This is a genomic window from Thermosporothrix sp. COM3, from assembly GCF_059696735.1.
This window is the reverse complement of the sequence record NZ_AP019376.1, coordinates 6,845,307-6,862,929: the sequence shown is the minus strand read 5'-3', so window position 1 is coordinate 6,862,929 and position 17,623 is coordinate 6,845,307. Positions and strand designations below refer to the sequence as shown.

At 51.4% G+C, this 17,623-nt stretch carries 18 protein-coding genes; 8 read left to right on the top strand and 10 right to left on the bottom strand.

Annotation, left to right across the window (positions count from 1 at the left end):
* The first annotated feature begins 16 nt into the window (after positions 1–16).
* The 3 genes from KTH_RS29345 to KTH_RS29335 all read left to right on the top strand — a co-directional run bounded on the left by KTH_RS29345 (position 17) and on the right by KTH_RS29335 (position 3,277).
* Entirely contained in the window at positions 17–601 is a 585-nt protein-coding gene (locus tag KTH_RS29345) for a DUF2085 domain-containing protein (protein ID WP_497622423.1), read from the top strand.
* Between the two features lie 129 nt (positions 602–730).
* Complete coding sequence (gene mtaB / locus KTH_RS29340) at positions 731–2,200, top strand: tRNA (N(6)-L-threonylcarbamoyladenosine(37)-C(2))-methylthiotransferase MtaB (RefSeq protein ID WP_497622422.1); 1,470 nt, start codon at positions 731–733, stop codon at positions 2,198–2,200.
* Positions 2,201–2,209: 9 nt separating this feature from the next.
* Positions 2,210–3,277, top strand: coding sequence for a virginiamycin B lyase family protein (locus KTH_RS29335; RefSeq protein ID WP_497622420.1), 1,068 nt, complete (start codon positions 2,210–2,212; stop codon positions 3,275–3,277).
* 136 nt (positions 3,278–3,413) lie between these two features.
* Here KTH_RS29335 and KTH_RS29330 read toward each other — a convergent pair whose 3' ends face one another.
* Both KTH_RS29330 and KTH_RS29325 read right to left on the bottom strand, forming a co-directional pair.
* The gene (locus tag KTH_RS29330) at positions 3,414–3,761 is read right to left on the bottom strand and encodes a hypothetical protein (protein WP_497622418.1); all 348 of its coding nucleotides are present in this window, start codon (positions 3,759–3,761) and stop codon (positions 3,414–3,416) included.
* Between the two features lie 636 nt (positions 3,762–4,397).
* Positions 4,398–4,823 carry a hypothetical protein gene (locus tag KTH_RS29325; RefSeq protein WP_111325789.1) on the bottom strand — a complete coding sequence of 142 codons (426 nt, stop codon included), beginning with the start codon at positions 4,821–4,823 and terminating at the stop codon, positions 4,398–4,400.
* 172 nt (positions 4,824–4,995) lie between these two features.
* Between KTH_RS29325 and KTH_RS29320 the strand changes: the two genes are divergently transcribed.
* Positions 4,996–6,210, top strand: a complete 1,215-nt coding sequence (locus tag KTH_RS29320) for a helix-turn-helix domain-containing protein (RefSeq protein ID WP_497622416.1) — start codon at positions 4,996–4,998, stop codon at positions 6,208–6,210.
* 297 nt (positions 6,211–6,507) lie between these two features.
* Here KTH_RS29320 and KTH_RS29315 read toward each other — a convergent pair whose 3' ends face one another.
* The 4 genes from KTH_RS29315 to KTH_RS29300 all read right to left on the bottom strand — a co-directional run bounded on the left by KTH_RS29315 (position 6,508) and on the right by KTH_RS29300 (position 9,853).
* Positions 6,508–6,639 carry a hypothetical protein gene (locus KTH_RS29315; RefSeq protein WP_281278976.1) on the bottom strand — a complete coding sequence of 44 codons (132 nt, stop codon included), beginning with the start codon at positions 6,637–6,639 and terminating at the stop codon, positions 6,508–6,510.
* Positions 6,640–6,808: 169 nt separating this feature from the next.
* Positions 6,809–7,606 carry a hypothetical protein gene (locus KTH_RS29310; RefSeq protein ID WP_497622414.1) on the bottom strand — a complete coding sequence of 266 codons (798 nt, stop codon included), beginning with the start codon at positions 7,604–7,606 and terminating at the stop codon, positions 6,809–6,811.
* 460 nt (positions 7,607–8,066) lie between these two features.
* The gene (locus KTH_RS29305) at positions 8,067–9,185 is read right to left on the bottom strand and encodes a hypothetical protein (protein ID WP_497622412.1); all 1,119 of its coding nucleotides are present in this window, start codon (positions 9,183–9,185) and stop codon (positions 8,067–8,069) included.
* 125 nt (positions 9,186–9,310) lie between these two features.
* Positions 9,311–9,853, bottom strand: a complete 543-nt coding sequence (locus KTH_RS29300; protein ID WP_111325785.1) for an acyl-CoA thioesterase — start codon at positions 9,851–9,853, stop codon at positions 9,311–9,313.
* Between the two features lie 263 nt (positions 9,854–10,116).
* On the opposite strand from KTH_RS29300, the gene KTH_RS29295 reads away from it, so the two are divergent.
* Entirely contained in the window at positions 10,117–10,326 is a 210-nt protein-coding gene (locus tag KTH_RS29295; RefSeq protein ID WP_497622410.1) for a hypothetical protein, read from the top strand.
* A 787-nt stretch (positions 10,327–11,113) separates the two neighbouring features.
* Entirely contained in the window at positions 11,114–12,574 is a 1,461-nt protein-coding gene (locus tag KTH_RS29290) for a hypothetical protein (protein WP_497622408.1), read from the top strand.
* Positions 12,575–12,621: 47 nt separating this feature from the next.
* Here the strand turns inward: KTH_RS29290 and KTH_RS29285 are convergent, their stop codons facing one another.
* Positions 12,622–13,077 (bottom strand): GNAT family N-acetyltransferase, encoded by a 456-nt coding sequence (locus KTH_RS29285; RefSeq protein WP_111325783.1) that lies wholly within the window; start codon positions 13,075–13,077, stop codon positions 12,622–12,624.
* Between the two features lie 141 nt (positions 13,078–13,218).
* Between KTH_RS29285 and KTH_RS29280 the strand changes: the two genes are divergently transcribed.
* The gene (locus tag KTH_RS29280) at positions 13,219–14,196 is read left to right on the top strand and encodes a hypothetical protein (RefSeq protein ID WP_111325782.1); all 978 of its coding nucleotides are present in this window, start codon (positions 13,219–13,221) and stop codon (positions 14,194–14,196) included.
* Between the two features lie 10 nt (positions 14,197–14,206).
* Entirely contained in the window at positions 14,207–14,878 is a 672-nt protein-coding gene (locus KTH_RS29275; protein ID WP_111325781.1) for a HesA/MoeB/ThiF family protein, read from the top strand.
* A gap of 31 nt (positions 14,879–14,909) precedes the next feature.
* On the opposite strand, the gene bcp is transcribed toward KTH_RS29275, so the two are convergent.
* The 3 genes from bcp to nadC all read right to left on the bottom strand — a co-directional run bounded on the left by bcp (position 14,910) and on the right by nadC (position 17,590).
* Entirely contained in the window at positions 14,910–15,416 is a 507-nt protein-coding gene (bcp, locus tag KTH_RS29270) for a thioredoxin-dependent thiol peroxidase (protein ID WP_111325780.1), read from the bottom strand.
* Between the two features lie 107 nt (positions 15,417–15,523).
* Positions 15,524–16,711, bottom strand: a complete 1,188-nt coding sequence (nadA, locus tag KTH_RS29265) for a quinolinate synthase NadA (RefSeq protein ID WP_111325779.1) — start codon at positions 16,709–16,711, stop codon at positions 15,524–15,526.
* 36 nt (positions 16,712–16,747) lie between these two features.
* Positions 16,748–17,590: a carboxylating nicotinate-nucleotide diphosphorylase gene (nadC, locus tag KTH_RS29260; protein ID WP_497622405.1), complete on the bottom strand. Its 843-nt coding sequence runs from the start codon at positions 17,588–17,590 to the stop codon at positions 16,748–16,750.
* Positions 17,591–17,623: the final 33 nt, after the last annotated feature.

Here is a 17,623-nt window from a genome sequence, read left to right as displayed (position 1 = left end):
GAAGGATGAACATGCTATGGCATCACCAGCCTCACCAATCAAACAATCTCAACCAAGACGGGGCCTGCTTGCCTGGCCAGAACATATTCTCAATCTGTTGATGGACCACTGGGCCCTTATCATTACACAGGTCTTCGGGCTCCTGGTTCTGGCAGCTTTTCTTGTGCCAATTCTGGCGTTTCTGGGTTTGAATAACCTCTCAAAACCGCTGTTCTATTCCATGCATCTCGTCTGCGGGCAGATACCATCACACTCATTTTATCTCTTCGGGCATCAACTTGGTTTGTGTCAGCGTAACTTTTCGATCTACACATCTATGTTTCTGGGGAGCCTGATTTTCGTCCTGACGAAGAAGCGTATCCCCGGCCTACCCTGGTGGCTCTGGGTGCTTATGTGTGTTCCGATGGCCCTTGACGGCTTCACACAGATGTTCGGCTGGCGCGAGAGCAATATGTTTCTTCGCCTGTTGACTGGCTCGCTGTTTGGTCTGGGCTGTGTCTGGTTCGCGCTCCCGTTGATGCATAAAAATCTGATGGAGACCGAACCTGTTCCCACAGCTCCACAGCAACCACAAGTGCCACAGCCAGCGGCTCGGCCATAAGCAGCTACTACACAATGCAACCAGAATGCGCTATAATTGGTGCGTTCAAAATTGAGTGCGCGCCACTCACTCCATTGTTGCCACACAGCATCTACAAACTAGTACAGAAAGCGACAAGTAAAGGGAACCATGTCAAACAGCTCACCACGAGGAAACACATTTGCAGTTACCACTCTGGGCTGCAAGGTCAATCAGGCCGACAGCGAGGCCATCGGCGAGCAGATGTCCGCCGCTGGCTTTGAGCAGCGCGACTTTAACGAGGTTGCAGACATCTACATTGTCAATACCTGTACTGTCACACATCTAGGCGACCGAAGCTCACGGCAATTAATCGCTCAGGCTCATCGTCGCCACCCGGATGCGCTCCTCGTGGTCACTGGCTGCTATGCTGAATTGAACCCCAAAGCGGTCGCTGCGTTGCCCGGTGTCGATCTAGTTGTAGGCAACACGGCAAAAGATACACTGGTTGATACGATCAAGCAGCGTTTATTCACCACTGAGCCCGACACAGCAGAGACATCGAATAATGAGCCCGCTCCCCGAGGGCGTAGTCTGCCGGTCCTCCCGCTGGATACACAGCATATCGGCAGTGATACTGAGCTGACGTTCCTCCCGGCAGAGCCGGAGCCGCAGCCAGAGAATCCCTCAGGCCTCGCACCTTTCTATCACACCCCTGAGGCCCCGGTCGAGCCCGCTCACAACCGGATCTTCTCACGTACCCGCGTGCAGATGAAGGTGCAGGATGGCTGTGACAACCGCTGTACCTACTGTATTGTGCCCTATGTACGTGGCAAGTCACGCAGCCGCAGCATCGAATCGGTTGTGGAGCATGTGCGCCGGAAGGTCCGTGCAGGCTATCAGGAAATTGTGCTGACCGGGATTCATCTTGGCGACTATCATCCCGATCCGGAAGAGAAACAGGATCTCGGCGACCTGATCTCAGCCCTGCTGAAGGAAACGGAGATCCCGCGCATCAGGGTTTCCTCTTTGGAGCCGGAAGATTTCCGTCTTGAATGGCTGGAACTCTGGGAGAATCCTCGCATGTGCCGACACTTCCATCTCCCGATGCAGAGTGGTTCCGATGCGATCCTACGCCGTATGGCCCGCCGCTACAACTCAGAGCGCTATCGCACTATTGTTACTACCGCCAAGCGACTGATCCCCGGCGTTGCCATCAGCACCGATATCATTACTGGCTTCCCGGGAGAAACAGACGAGGACTTCGAGCTGACCTACCAGATGGCAAAAGAGCTTGAATTCGCGAAAACCCATGTCTTCCGCTTCTCCCCACGCCAGGGAACAGCAGCCGCTCGAATGAAGGGTCACATCAAAGAGAATATCAAGAAAGAGCGCAGCGCCCGCCTGCTTGAACTGAACGAAGAGCATAGCCGCCTCTTCCGTGAACGCTTCCTGGGCGAGACTGTTGATGTGTTGATTGAACAGTACAAGCACGGCTGCTGGGAAGGACTGACCGATAACTATATTCGTGTCGAGCTCCACGACCTGCCAGAGACTACAGACGATTGGCAGCATAAGCTTGTCAAGGCGCGCCTGTTGCATCTCGTCGACGATGGTGTCTACGGGCAGTATGTAGAATAACGTGCGGCTGTGAAGCAACTGGTCTCTTTGCTGATCTCTCTTCTGCTAATCGCGGTGACGCTTGTGGGCTGCTCTGGCTCACCTCTTTCTGCGAACCCGGCGGCAGAGGGCATTCAACTGACTACCATCACAAGCGGTCGCTTCCATGAGTACCCGCTTCCCCAGACAGGCAATGGGTTGATGCGACCGGTTATTGACCAAAACGGAGATATCTGGTTTGGAGAGATGGAATATAACCATCTCTCCGTCTTTTCTCCGCACAATGCCCTGCTGCAACAAATTCCCATCCCCGAGGGAGCAAACGGGATCATGGGTCTGACCGTCGCGCCTGATAACACGATCTGGTTCGCGGAGCAGTATGGAAACTTTATCGGCCATTACACGCCAACTACCAGAGAGTTTCAGCGCTATCCGCTCACACTACTTGAGCATAATAAGCAGCAGCTCCCCTCAGCGCCCAATAATCTAGCAGTCGATCAGCAAGGAAATATTTGGTTTACCGAATTGAATGCAGACATGATCGGTGTATTGAATCCTCGCACGGGCGCAATCAAGCAATACGCCCTGACGGAGCATAAAACGGTACAGCAATATGCTCCCTATAGCCTGACCATCGATAAGCAGGGAGTAGTCTGGTTTACCTTATCAAATAAGCCCTTACTCGGGCGGCTCGACCCCCCCACAGGTAAGGTTACTCTGATCGAGATCCCGGAGAAACAGAATCGATTAATGGAAATCACCCACGATGCAGAGGGAGCCATCTGGGCAACCGGCTTTGAACAGGGACTTGTTCTGAAGTATAAGCCCACAACCCAACAGTTCGCCGTCTACCGTGCCGCACACGAGCCAAAGCGAGCAAATGGAGTCTATGGTATTCTCAGTCAGCAAAACGGAGATATCTGGGTTGTCTCTACCTCTGAAAATGCCATTGCGCAACTGAAACATGGTGAGCAGCAATTTCGCTATTATCGCATTCCCACTGCAAGTAGTATGCCGCTCGGGCTTGTCGAGGGTCCTGACGGAACATTCTGGTTTACCGAGACCGGTGGCAACAGAATTGCCTCATTCAAACCTTGAAAAATGATAAGGAGTTTTAGCGAGGAGTCACAGAGAGTACCGAAAGAGAATATAAGAAGTACCCCGGGGTCAAACAGGGTACTTCCGATTGTGTGTGGCCCCTAATCAGCCACGCGTAGGTGAAAGAGCAAATGGATCAAGACGACTGAGAGGCTGGATGAGCCAGATGGTAGAAATAAGCTGGAACTTCGCGATACAATGCATACCACCTTTCAGTGTATTCTGAGTAGAGAACCGGCACATGAGCCCGCTCAAGAAAAGCAACCAACCTATTGAACAGTCCCCTCGCATTCTCTACAGCATCGGAGGAAGCGCATTCATCCTCACACACACTGTAACACTGATTGATTGCATCAATGGTTTTGTCTACCAGTGCTCGTTCAACTGTTGGGAGCATAGGTAAATCAATATCATTGAACGTATAATCCACACCGGTCACAGCCCTGATATGCTCTAGCAGCAATTCGGCCTGCTCTTCTGTCAATGGTACTCCTGCACAAGCTAAAGTGAGTAGTTCATTGACCCTTGTATCAGGACTTTCCCAGTTACGAGCCCTGTAAGTAACTCTCAGAGCGCCTACAGAGGGTTTGCTACTCATAACAACGTCCTTTCCGGCAACGACAGACAAACCACAACGATAAGTTACTACGCAATCCCAAAACAGAGCACCTAAACAAGCATCTACAACCCAGGACCACTCGAAGCCATTTTTGCCCTATCCTGGTCAACGATACGCTCCGCAATACGGCAGAACACCCAGAGGCTACCTAGCCGTCTCTCCTCAGTAGATGTATGTTCCCATGCAGGTTTAGAGTTCAGTAGATGATATTGCCTCTGTGCTTCAACAAGCAATGAGGCAAGAGTGATAGCACTCATCTCCACGCTGTATTGCACATTATCTACTGGTATCCCTCTAACATGATTTGCGCTTATGATTTGCTCTACAATAGAGCTGTATTTTATAAGCCCCATGAGAACAATTCTCTCTGCATTAGTCACACGCGAAGGATGTTTGGCCATAATCTCGGCTGTCCTCTGCCGGGCCATATCGTATAGCATGTTTATCTCGGCCCCGCTCAAGCAGAGTGTATACATCTTCTCTTCAGCAAATGGAAATCTACTATGCATTTTGCCACTCCCCAATATAACACGGTAGTGGGTTATACTTTTCCACAGGATATGAGACAGCAACATATTGTCTCCCATCTGGCAAGCCATAATCTCGCATGATCACAAACCATTTATCAGGGAGTTGCACCAGATACTCGGCATAGTAAGACATCCGAGGTAGAATCTCGGCCCGGTTAGTACCAGGTGGGAACACAAGCATCCATGAGCCTTGATGCTCCGAAACAAGAATTCCGTGCTCTCTCCAACCTGCAAAGAGCTTTTCCCGGTCTTGCTCTCTTTGAATTGTAGGTGTCACCACTGTAAACATCGGAGTCACCCCGCCATTCATTCCAGCAATCGCCCCATATTGTGCGGCCAGATCACGCGATATAGCTTGATCCCAGATCCTCGCCTTGCAGCTTTTTAACCACTTCACGGGTTAGCTGCAACATGGGCATGCCTTTTTCTTTCTACTCGTACAATCATACATGTACCTTTGCTAGGTATAAAATGGCATTTTCAAGACAAATCAAGACACTTGCTTGTAAACCATATGTTTTGTGTTATAATCAGCTTATGAAGTAGAGAAGTAGGCGTGGAGTGTTGTTATGGAACCAAACCACAAATTAAAGTACGAGAGAGAAAAACGAGGCTGGAGTCAGGCCTACGTTGCAAGAAAGATTGGCACATCTGCCGATCTCATCTCAAAATGGGAGCGAGGATTGCGGGGAGTTGGAATGCAGCATCGACAAGCTCTCTGCGATTTATTCAACCGCAATGCCGAAGAGTTGGGCTTCATACAACCTATCACTTCACTGATAAAGGAGTTGGGTAATGAAGCTTCACTAGATAAGGACGATCCCATGAACAAAGGCCGCAGGCAGCTATTACAACAAGCTCTGACACTTCTTTGTAGCGGAGGATTAGCTACTCCAAATCATATCTCCATACCGACTGATCTGTATATCACGTTATCGGATACTGCGTTACGTGAATGCTGGCACCAAATTAACAACAATACTTCGCAGGCATCAGAAATACTATCAGTTATCGCTCCAATGCTTATCAATATGGCGCTGGAACCTTCCCCATACCAGCAGCAGCTTGCCTCGATTGCTACTAAAACGTTATTATTGCGCGTTATTGCAGCGACCCATAAAGCCAACTATATTGCACGCGAACTATTTAATCACGAGGCAATACAGTGCAGCCGTCTATCCAACGACTACCTTCTGCAAGCAGCAGCTTTAACGTATATGGGCTGGACATATTTAGTATGTCCGCCGGTTCGTCCAGAAAAAGCTATCGAGGCGGCTAAGGAAGCTTTAACCGCCAATAGAAGCGAGAAGACAAACATAGCAAGCAATTGTCACGCGATAATGGCTGAGGCATACTCTTATCTGGGAGCAGATTACAAGCAAACAGCTTTACGTCACATGGGGCTCGCCCAGGAGTCATATGCAAACACAACAGTCGTTCTCGATTACGCGGACTGTACACCTTATACACTTCATCACAATGCTGCAATGGCTTATTTGCATTTGGGAGATCCAAAGACCGCAATCCAGCAGCTTGATAAAAGCCTTCTCCAGAACGCGACTCCACGAGGGCAATGCGGATCACTGCTCTATATAGCAGATGCAGCTTGTAAGATAAACGATTATGATCTATTCAAAACTCGTTTTATTCAAGGAATTGAACTCGTAGAAACTATTCACAGTGATCATCGCAAAGCCCTGGCAAAACAAATTGCAAACAGAGCGCCTAAAGATTGGCTTCGAGATGATGAACTACAAAAAGCCATCACAAAATTACATGTCTGAATCGGATCGGGGCCGCCAGGTATTATCAGACTCGCCTCGTGGCATCCGTACGCCTACAACGACGGAGCTGGCAAATATTGCAATGTTTAGCAGGTCAGGGCTAAGGACTTCTATTACCAGCTCCACATCTTCCTGCATGCCATTTCCATCGTTGTATATGACCAGCACACCATCACCAACCTCTACAGGCCGCTCACACGTTTAATATTCCTTACCAAAGATCATGAGGAGATACGGGATAAACCTCCCCCGCATCTCCTCCCTTGTCCATAATCTGACGGCAACTGTTTTATTAGATCAATCTTGCATTGTGCCGTCAAAGTGGGCAGAAATATTCGTACCCGCAGCATGCTCGCTTTCCGCCGCGATAGTATACCGGGAGATCAGTCCGGCTGAGGCACGCTTAAGCAGCCGTTGCAACAAACCCATCCTCTCCCACCTGAAGACGGGAGTATCGTGGCCCGCTTCAGTGAAAATGGTACAAATCCTCAATGGTAATTGATCGCTTCATGCCGTTATATTGCCTTTCTACAGATAAAATATCCTACAAAGAGCAGAAAAGAGCAGCAGAGCGCATTCCGGACCTATGGATGTGGGTTTAGTGCCGTTTGCGACTATGCTTCTCCCGGTCAAGCGCAAAATCCAGTGTCTCATGCAAACGTTCAAAGTCGTCCACATCAAGCTGCAACTCGACTGCTGGTAGATCGTCAGGACGAGCGCGCCCTTCCTCAAATAACTGTAACACCATCACCAGTTCAACTTCAATATCGACAATACCGCCCTCAGAACCCAGTTCCAGATCTTCCTCATCCTCTGCCTCGGTATCTGGCCGGGGGATAAACTCGATATTTGTGCGGGCACATTTAAAGCGACTGGTCAGCTTGAGAGCATCAGTCGAAAGCTCTTCAGCCAGTTCCCGAATCACCTCCATCATCTGTGTAAAGGCATCTTGCAACTGTTCCAGCGCGTCATCTTCTTCATCTATATCCTGGGTCAGTTCGCCACTGGTCGTCGTGCCACTCGTCCCGGCTTCAGGTAACCGTTGACGAGCAAGCTCATTCAACTGCTTGAGCGCCTGAGCAAAGGCAGGGGAAAAAGAGGTCGCTTCCTTCTCGCTATTCTTCACATCCTCTTCGCTACGCGCTTCCTCCTGGCTGGCACCTTCTGCTTTCTCAGAAACATCGTTGCCCTCTTCACTCAATCCCACCGCAGCCTCAACCATCAGAATTTGCTGGTGCAACTGCTCTGCCACTTCACGATTAAAATAGGCAAAGATTCTCGCCTGTCTGGAAGCTGCCAGTAACTCAAACTGAGGCCATTCCCGGTACCGTTCTCGTCCGCGCAAATAGCGTACCTCTACCAACCCCAGGGTATCCAACCGCAACGAAATATCCATAAGTCCTCCTCAATTAGCAGAACGAACCGGCTGCTTGATACGATTGCCCTTACACTATTCCCGGCTTTCGCCAGTCAGCCTTCTGCTAGCAGTATTTGATAGTCAAAGTGTATTCCTTTTCCTTCACTTTTCGCAATATGTTTTTGCCAGCATCATATCACTGTGGAAAATCAGGGAAAAAAGATATCCAGAGTAGGCTCAGCCCCAATTGCCCGAATTACATTGTGGCATAGAGCTCTCTTCGCCATAGCAGGTCGTGGTCAGGATAAGCTCATAAGCATGCAAAAGTGATCTCAGCCAGCAAAATCAAATACATTTAGATATACTTTCCCATCATATCACAACAGGCACTTCTTCATACAACCTTTATTATACATCCCTCTCTGCCAAGACCCAACCCCTTTTGAGAGGCGAGACGATCCAGCCCCGAACCGTCCCGCACTCTCTAACAGCATTCCCCTCACGCAAACAAGGCCTGCACCTCATGCAACGCCTGTTCCAGAGAAGCCAGAACATCCTGTTCACGATAAACGCTCTGCTCATCAATAGTCAGTGGTCTCCCAAAGCGAAAAAGCCCTTCTTGTTCAACATGGATTACAGCCGGGAGAACCTTCGGAGCGGGAAGGCTGCTTCGCCCTAGCGGATAGGGCAGATGAAAAGCGAACCGTGCCTCCGGCACCGCTTCAATCATGATCTCAAGTAGATAGAGCGAATAATAATCCTTGACGCGCTCAATCTGACACGCCGGACAGGTTTCAATTCGTGCTTGATTGAAGCGGAAAAAATCGTAAACGCTCTCGTACTCCTCCTCACATTTCTCTTCGTAATGCTTCTGGCAGAGCCAGAAGTGTTCACGATCAGGAGAAGGGGGCCGATAGAATGACAACAAAGCATAGGGAGTCCGCCACAGCGCCAGCATTGCCTGCTGCTTCAATGCATACCAGCGATCACGCAGCTCTGCGTATCGTTGGGCATGCTTCCGTCCCCGCAGATGCTTCACATGATAGAACTTGGCCCAGCGCGACGCCCATACTGTCCAGTATGCCAGCCGAAGCACAGCCGCACCCTGAGCACCAGCCGCATCCTCCCATTCTGCCCTCATCTGTTCCCAGGAGATCCAGAACTGCTCACGCACCTGTTGTCGCTCGGTCTTGCGATTAGCAGCGCTTCTTGCCCCCGCTGACCGCCTCTGCTGAACCAGCACCGCATGCTCCTCACGCCAACGTGCAACAGTCTCGGCAGTGATCGCCATGATCTCACGCCTATCGTGAACAGCGAAGCGACACATGCGCCCGGAGATCCGCACCTCACGATATTCCAGCACCGGCAGCTTGCCTTCCCGCGTCCAGCGCTTGCGTTCGGTAGCCGTACAGTGCAAGAGCTCCTCCAGTTCGCCCGGCACAACGGCTAACTCTATTGGAAACATCGCGAGCAGCCGCTGCATCTCCTGCGGGTCGCTTTCAACCAGTTGACATACCCGTTCCACCAGTTCCGCTTTATAGATTCCTTTCCGGGCAGACACTCCCAGAAACGCACATAGTTGCTCCTTGAGCAAAAGAGAGACCAGTTTCTTATACATACAAAATCTACAACTCCTTTTTGTGGTTTTGTAGAGAAGAAATACCCGGTCTCCTCGCAAAAGCGGAAAAAAGAAAAGGGCACAGGCCCTTTTTGGTCTGTGCCCTGCCACAACAAAATAGAGAATTATGGATGTAACTTCTCTAATTCTTCGTCCAGGCGCTTCATATGCTGACGCCGAATCCGAGCACGCTCGATTCGAGCGGCCTCTTCCTCATCGGCAGGTTCAAGCGGTGGAACAGGCGTCGGCTTGCCTTGCTCATTGAGCGCGACATAAATAACATAGCTGCTTGCGATCTTTCGCACCTCACCGGTCATCAGATCCTCAGCAGTGACCTCAACGCCTACCTCCATACTGGTTCGTCCAACGTAGTTTAACGCGCAATCGACCGTTACTACATTGCCAATGTAGGCGGGAGCCACAAAGTCAAAGCGCTCCACACGAGCCGTCACACAGGGTCGCTGACTATGTTTGATCGCCACAATAGCGGCGGCCTCATCAACCATACGCATAATGACCCCACCATGCACGTTCCCCTGTGAATTGCCGTCGATCAGTTCCATGATACGACGCGTCACACTGCGCGAATACGCGATACTGCGTCCCTTCGTCAGGTCAACCTCCGGGAAACGCATCGCTCTTGCCTTTATATCGTCAAAAGGTTGCATTTGTGATATACCTCATAGCTTCAGGGTAATTTTAGATGTATTATAGCATTTCGTTGATAGCTTTCACGCTTTTGCTCAAGACAGAGTACCGGCAGAAGAGAGGCGCTCTTTCTCTCATTTTTTTTCGAGGGGCGCAAAATATGTCGCAAAAACACTTGACAAAGCTGGTGGCTTTTCTGTATAGTTACCTATGTAGACTACTTGACAAACAACAAATTTCTCGTGAAATGTCAGGTACAGTGACTGCGTGATTGGAGGACAGCATGACACAACGCCTTTTGCATGTTCGCTTTAATGGTCGCAGCGAAGAACTGAGTCTGGCTGCGCTGCATCTGGGCAACCAGGCAACAGATCAAGAGATCAAGCAGGCAGTCACTCACTACCTCGATTTACCCACCCACATACTGGACGACTATGTGATTGTCCGCACCGATCAGGCAGTCATTGTGCGCCCAGAAGCACTCTATGGATAATAGTTAAAAAGACAGACAATAATCCGGGACGCACTCTCACAGATTGAGCGTACATACACATCCGTGGGTTCGAATCCCACTATCCTTTATGGATATGGCCGAGTGGTCAAAGGCAAAGCCCTTTACTGGCTTTTGTTTTTCAAAGCTCTTTCAACTTGTGCGTCTCGACTTCAGCCCGGATCCAGCACATATCTACGCGCGGCGCTATTCGAGCTGAGGCGTGTTCTTACCGATTGAGCTTACACACTTTTGGCAGGTATTGAATGAACAATTCAATACTCGGGTTCGAGTCCCGGCTGATCTACACGATCACAACATCGTTGAAGCTCTTTCGACTCACACGCTTCAGCCCGGATAGCTGTCAGCTATGCGAAAGTGAAACGCGCTCCTACAGGAATGAGCTTACACACTTTAATCTGAGGGTTGCGGGTTCGAGTCCCGCTGGCCGCATATCGTGCGGCCATAGCTCAAATGGGAGAGCATCAGACTTTGCTATCGCTCTTCTAACTCGCGCGTTTCACTTTCCCCGGACTGTTTGTTCGAGCCGAGGCGTGCCCTTACCGATAGAGCTTACACACTGGTAGAGCATCGGGCACTCATCCGACGGTCGCAGGTTCGACTCCTGCTAAGTCCACCTTTCAGGGCTTATAGCTCAGCACACAATAGCTCTTTCGACTCACACGCTTCGGCCCGGAGAGGCAGTCCATAAGCCGACGAGATATCGGATTATCCCGGGAACTTGTATAGAGCATCAGCCGTGCCCTGTACTCTCACGAAAGGAAAACGCATGAGCGATATTCGCACCGCTGAACAGGACGTTCGCATTCAGGTTCTCAACAGCTTCCTCACCACACCACACCGAAAGCTGGATGAGCTTGCTTCCATCCATACCAGCGCGTTGGAGCGAGACCCCCTCTTTTACGGCCATCTTGCTCCCTGGTACTTTGCCAAAGGTGAGGTACGTGACCACAAAATTTTGTTTGTTGCCCACCTGGCAACCAGTGAGTACCCTGAATTCCGCGAGGCGGCCTGGGTCCTGCTGCAACAACTGGCTCCATATGAAGTCGCACGCGTCCTCGATCACGCCAAAAAGGTTATCGGGAAAGTGCCGCGCTCACTGAAAAACGCGATCACATACTATCTGCGGACCCGCGAGGCCAACCCCAGACAGTTCGATGGCGCGGCGCTGCGGGCACGCACAGCCTTGAAGCATCTGTATGCCAGCCTGCGCATCAAGCCGAGTCCCCGCGCTCAGGCCATTCTCTTTGATGAGAAACCGCCCGCGGACAGCCCGCTTGCTGGATTGAAGCAACTGGCGAAGGCACAAACAACGGAAGAGCAGGCAAGCATTATCATCGAGAATAAGATCCCGTATACGACGGCGATTGGCGCTCTCCGCCATATCACGCCCGCGTTGCTGGTCGCGCTCATTAATGCTATGACACCTCAGGAAGTCATCAATAATATGGCGATGCTGAAGCGTAAGGGGGCGCTGGACCATCAGGAAGTCAAGGAGCTCATCAACCAGAAGATCGCGGACTCCCGAACGGATAAACGAGTCTCCACGCTTAAGGCGAAAAAGGCCATTGAGGTGGCAAAGTTGGATGAGGAGACCGAAAAAGAGCTGACCAAAGTGACGGACCAGCGCGTTGCCGCGACGGTCGAGATTAAGCGACCAACCGCGCTGTTTGTCGATAAAAGTAGCTCGATGACGACTGCCATTGAGGTGTCAAAGCAGCTTGCGGCTCTGATCAGCGCGGTTATCAACGCGGAATTCAAGGTATACGCCTTTGATAGTACTGCCATCGAGATCAAGGTACAATCAAAGCAGCCACGTCCAACTATGAGCGAGTGGGAGAAAGCGTTCAAGTTCATTAAAGCTAACGGTTCAACGTCTATCGGCTCAGCGCTGGCAAAGATGACGAAAGAGCGCTTCTATGCGGAGACCATCGTGATTGTTACCGATGAGGGCGAGAACACTGCCCCTTACTTCCGCAAGGCCTATGCAGAGTACAAGCAGCAAATGCAGGCAGCTCCATCGGTAGTCATTCTTCAGGTGGACGGCGGGGGACATGATTTCTTCAATAAAGGCCTGATAGAAGATGGCATTGAGGTCATTCGCTATACCTTCAACGGCGACTACTACTCACTGCCCAACGTCTTAAACTTGCTGGCAATGCCAAGCAAAGCCGAGCAGGTTGAGATGATTATGCAGTACGAGATACCGAGCCGCGCTCAGGTCGCCTGAAGCGGGTGTGGGGAACCGAGTTTTTCCCCACACTGTTTTTCTGTCCGTTACCGCTCTCCCTGTTTGCGTCGATAGATATCGGGATTGGTAATCTCCATTATACGCTCGGGCGTTTTCGGGCCAGTAAAGCCAAATTGTTGATAAAGGCCATGTGCATCCCGAGTCATCAGCATCCAGCGACGCAAGCCCTGTAGCTGTGGATGCGCGGTCATCACTTCGATTAACCATTTGCTCAGGCCTCTTCCACGATACGGCTCGCTGATAAATACGTCGCTAATATACGCAAATGTAGCATAGTCAGTCACTATGCGTCCAAAGCCAATCTGTTGTTCATTTTCATAAATACCAAAGCACAGAGAATGCTCTATGGCACGCTCAACAATCTCTTGCGGAATGCCCTCCGCCCAATATGAATGGGAAAGAAAAGCATGGATAAAAGCAATATCAAGTTTTGTTTTATCTGTGCTGATACAATAGCGATCTCGCCGCCAGTCCTGTTGCATACCTGTCATCTCCACTCAAGCTGAATATAATGAGAACGAGAACAAAGAATATACTGTATTTTCGATGCAAGGACAACAGCCAATACCAGCCCATCCCGCCTGGCGAAACAGCCAATTTGAGAACAGAAAGGGAGCATCACGATGGCTCATGAGCGACGCATTGATCCCCGGGCCCTGATTGCAAGGTTACAACAGGAGAGCCAGAGGCTACTACAACGAGATATTATCGCTCCTGTCATTCATGGAAGCCGCATTCGTACGCGCTTGAATGGTCTGGTCTATGAGTTCCGCCAGAAGAGCTCTTTTAGCGGATGGGGCTGCTTCCGCCCACGCAATGAGCGCGAGGCAGAACTTCAACGCGAAGCGCAACCCTGGGAACGTGGCGCCTATCTGGAACTCTTCCCTGTCTTGCGTATGATACTCCTCTGGCCCGATATTCAACACCCATCGATGTGGTGGGCCATCCCGTTCAATGAGAGCGATGCCCGCCAGCGCTTCGGAATGCCGCCTGAGCCACACCCCGTCCTTCTCTGTGATCCCACCAACGGCGCGGACCGCTTTGAGCGCGTACTTGTACGCGTTGATGGGCGTACGCTCTGGTATGAGGGCCCGGATTTGCTGGCAGATCCAATACAGGCTGAGTGGCTCCGCGATGCCTCCAGTCAACAAGACGAGGTCAAAAATTTCCTGCCCGGTCTGGCGCAAAGTCAAAGGCTGGCCCTGCTCTTCTGGCAGATTCATCGACTGGAGGTAAACGAGCGCCAGGAGCGTGAACAGTTCGAGCTGCGGCTGCACCAACAGCTACGTCATCTGCCCGCCTCACAACGTCTGGCGCGGCTTCAGCAGGAGCGTCATCGTAGCACGCTGGAAGGGCAGCTACAACATGCCCTGGCGAAAGCCAATGCAACGCTTCACAGCTACAGTGAGATCCCCGGGGGACAACTGGTTGTTGAATGGAGCGAACGGGACAATCATTACCGCTATCGCTCAGTGGTCAACCGTCGGCTTGAGGTCATCTCAAGTGGTATCTGTTTAAGTGGCCGAGATCGTGACTTCGATCTAACCAGTCTGGTCAATGTTGTTAGCACAAGCCCGGATTGGGCACAATACGAGGATTAGCAGGCACATTATGGCACAACAGCTTCATTCAAATAGTCCGTTTTTTCATGAGGAACGGCATGCATCGCTTGCCCCCTTCGTCGAGCAACGCATTACTATCTGTGGCGCTGGCGCTCTGGGCGGCAATCTCTGTGAAACCCTCGCAAAAATGGGCTTTACCAACATCAAACTGATCGATAAAGATCGCGTCGAGATGCGCAACCTTTCAACGCAGCCATACGGTCGGGCGGAAGTCGGGGCGCCCAAAGCCCGCGCCCTGGCAAACACACTCTATCGGGCTATTCAGACCAAACTGGAACCTGTTGTAATCGAGCTCACCGGGAAGAACGCAACACAGCAGCTCAAAGACAGCACCGTTATCATCGACGCATTTGATAATCGTCAGGGGCGGCAGGCCATCAGCGATATGGCTCGTTCGCTGCACATTCCCTGCCTGCATATCGGCTTCAGTGGTGACGGACTTTATGGTTCCGGGATCTGGGAGCCGGATTATATCGTGCCACGGGACACGCCCGGCGATCCATGCGACTACCCATTGACCCGCCCATTCGCGCTGCTTATCAGCCAGTTAGCGGCTCGTTCGATTGCTGATTTCTTTCAGGAGGGAAAACGGTATCATTTTGAAGTTACATGGAATGACCTGAAGATCACACGCACTGAAAGCAAGAACACGGCTGGATAATGTCCAGCCATGCTCTTCTTTCTTTGTATCATTAGAGGTTCAAGGCTTCGATCGTCTGTAAAACCTGAGCGGCATGCCCATCCGGCTTGACCTTCGGCCAGATCTTGCGGATAACGCCTTCCTTGTCGATCAGGAAGGTCGCACGCTCGACACCCATGTATTTCTTGCCGAACATGCTTTTTTCCTTGTAGACATTGTATGCCTGAGCGACGACTTTATCGGTATCGGCAAGCAAGGTAAAAGGCAGGCCATATTTCTCGGCGAACTTTTGATGAGAGGCCAGTGAGTCGGTGCTGACACCGAGCACAGCGACGCCCCGCTGCTGCATTTCCTGATTGGCATCGCGGAAAGCACACGCCTCAGCCGTACAGCCAGGGGTATCATCCTTCGGATAAAAATAGAGCACTACCACGCGCCCCTTAAGATCCGCCAGATGTACCTGTCCATTCTTGACGATCGTATCAGGTCCGATAGCAGGAACGGTAAAATCAGGGGCAGGCTGCCCCTCTCGCAGTTCCTGAACCTCGTTTGTTGTCATGCGCTTCTCCTTCTACTACAAAACACAGTAGACAGTACTGCCCGTGGAACAAACAGCGTTCGCACGGCCAGTACTACAGTAACGCATTCTGACAGTTCTGGCAACTCTTATCCCTTCATTGCCAGCATGCGTTCAAGCGCCACACGCGCCCAATGAGCGGTTGTCTCATCGACGCTGACCTGATTGATCACCTCGTCGTTGACCAGCGCCTCCAGCACCCAGGCCAGGTAGGCAGGGTGAATCCGATACATGGTCGAGCAAGGACAGACCACCGGGTCCAGACAAAAGATAAACTGCTCAGGGTGCTCTTTTGCCAGGCGGTGCACCAGATTGATCTCGGTACCGATCCCCCATCGTGTCCCCGCCGGGGCGTTCTCCACCTGCTGGATAATATATTCTGTTGAGCCGTAGAGATCAGCAGCCTCAACGACTTCGCGCCTGCACTCTGGATGGACCAGAATTTTCACATCGGGATACTCGGCACGCGCTTTCTCAATCTGTTGCAGGCTGAACCGCATATGGGTCGAGCAAAAACCCTTCCACAGAATGATCTGCGCTCGTTCAAAAGCCTCTTCCGCATCAGCAGCAGCAAAGGGATCTTTCGGATTCCAGACGGCCATATGTTCTTCAGGAATGCCATACTTGAGGGCCGTGTTGCGTCCCAGGTGCTCATCAGGGAAGAACAGGACGCGCTTCCCCTGGGAGAAGGCCCACCTCATTACCGCTGGAGCATTCGATGATGTGCAGACAATACCACCATTTCGGCCACAGAACGCCTTCAAGTTCGCCGCCGAGTTCATGTAGGTGACGGGGATAATACTTGCATCCTCACCAAGCAGCTCATGCAGCGTCTCCCAACATTCTTCTACTTCGGCAATATTTGCCATATCAGCCATAGAACAGCCGGCCGCCGGGTTTGGTAGCACCACTTTCTGATGAGCCGCGCTGAGAATATCAGCGCTTTCGGCCATGAAGTGAACGCCACAGAACACAATGTAATCCGCTTCTGGACGCCCTGCTGCAAGCTGAGCCAGCTTGAACGAGTCGCCGCGATAATCTGCATATTGAATGATCTCATCGCGCTGATAGTGGTGTCCCAGAATCACCAGCCGCGAACCAAGTGCCTCCTTTGCAGCCGCAATCCGACGATGAATCTCCTCCGGCTCCATCTCCGCATAGAATGTTGGAATGATATCAACGCGCTTTGAAAGGTCATGCTTTGCCCGTGTTTTTGGTGTAAGCAAGGGAAGAATGCGTGCTTCCTGGCTCTCTGCACATTGTGTATTGATAGCCATTGATTCTCTGTCTCCTTTCACGATGCTTGCAGCCGATCAAGCAAATTCCAGTGAGATATCAAATTGTGGAGCCGAGTGCGTGATTGCTCCTAGAGAGATAAAGTCAACCCCGGTTGAGGCTACCGCTTTCAGGCGCTTCTCATCAGTTCCGATGCTCCCGGAGGCCTCAATCAAGACCTGTGGGTTCTGCTCACGAATAGAGGTAACGGCCGCTTGCATCACCTCAACACTCATATTATCCAGCATGATGACGTCAGCCCTTGCCTCCAGGGCCTCCTGCACCTGCTCAAGCGTCTCACACTCTACCTCGACCTTGAATAGATGCGGGGCCATACGTCGCGCGGCCTCGACCGCCTGGGTGATCCCGCCCGCTGCCTTAATATGATTGTCTTTGATCAGAATGCCATCGTCCAGCCCAAAACGATGATTCTGCCCCCCGCCAAGTCGCACCGCCTGCTTCTCAAGCATCCGCAGCCCGGGCATCGTCTTACGGGTATCCAGAATATGCGCTCCTGTACCCTCGATTGCACTGACGCAGTGCGCTGTCAGAGTAGCGATACCTGAAAGATGCCCCAGAAAGTTGAGAGCCGTTCGTTCAGCACTCAAGATGGAACGTGCGGGACCACTGATCGTTGCAAGGCGCTCATCAGGCTTGACGGTCGCGCCATCCTGAACCAGCAAGGTCACCGTAATGCGAGCATCAAACAGCGTAAACGCCTGAGCCGCGACTTCCAATCCGGCAATCACGCCCGCCCGCCGCGCGATTATCGCCGCCTGTGCCTGCTGTGTCCCGGGAACGGTACTTAATGTCGTGATATCGTAATATGCGCCATCCTCTTCAAGTGTTCGTTTGATGATATCGGTAAAAGCGCTATTCATACACCCCTTATACTTTCTTTTCATGGATACACA

Excerpts from the sequence above, each read along its gene's own strand:
- KTH_RS29345 (WP_497622423.1), top strand. The coding sequence starts at position 17 with ATGGCATCACCAGCCTCACCAATCAAACAATCTCAACCAAGACGGGGC.
- mtaB (WP_497622422.1), top strand. The coding sequence starts at position 731 with ATGTCAAACAGCTCACCACGAGGAAACACATTTGCAGTTACCACTCTG.
- KTH_RS29320 (WP_497622416.1), top strand. The coding sequence starts at position 4,996 with ATGGAACCAAACCACAAATTAAAGTACGAGAGAGAAAAACGAGGCTGG.
- KTH_RS29315 (WP_281278976.1), bottom strand. The coding sequence starts at position 6,639 with ATGGGTTTGTTGCAACGGCTGCTTAAGCGTGCCTCAGCCGGACTGATC.
- KTH_RS29310 (WP_497622414.1), bottom strand. The coding sequence starts at position 7,606 with ATGGATATTTCGTTGCGGTTGGATACCCTGGGGTTGGTAGAGGTACGC.
- KTH_RS29305 (WP_497622412.1), bottom strand. The coding sequence starts at position 9,185 with ATGTATAAGAAACTGGTCTCTCTTTTGCTCAAGGAGCAACTATGTGCG.
- KTH_RS29300 (WP_111325785.1), bottom strand. The coding sequence starts at position 9,853 with ATGCAACCTTTTGACGATATAAAGGCAAGAGCGATGCGTTTCCCGGAG.
- KTH_RS29295 (WP_497622410.1), top strand. The coding sequence starts at position 10,117 with ATGACACAACGCCTTTTGCATGTTCGCTTTAATGGTCGCAGCGAAGAA.
- KTH_RS29290 (WP_497622408.1), top strand. The coding sequence starts at position 11,114 with ATGAGCGATATTCGCACCGCTGAACAGGACGTTCGCATTCAGGTTCTC.
- KTH_RS29285 (WP_111325783.1), bottom strand. The coding sequence starts at position 13,077 with ATGCAACAGGACTGGCGGCGAGATCGCTATTGTATCAGCACAGATAAA.
- KTH_RS29280 (WP_111325782.1), top strand. The coding sequence starts at position 13,219 with ATGGCTCATGAGCGACGCATTGATCCCCGGGCCCTGATTGCAAGGTTA.
- KTH_RS29275 (WP_111325781.1), top strand. The coding sequence starts at position 14,207 with ATGGCACAACAGCTTCATTCAAATAGTCCGTTTTTTCATGAGGAACGG.
- bcp (WP_111325780.1), bottom strand. The coding sequence starts at position 15,416 with ATGACAACAAACGAGGTTCAGGAACTGCGAGAGGGGCAGCCTGCCCCT.
- nadA (WP_111325779.1), bottom strand. The coding sequence starts at position 16,711 with ATGGCTATCAATACACAATGTGCAGAGAGCCAGGAAGCACGCATTCTT.
- nadC (WP_497622405.1), bottom strand. The coding sequence starts at position 17,590 with ATGAATAGCGCTTTTACCGATATCATCAAACGAACACTTGAAGAGGAT.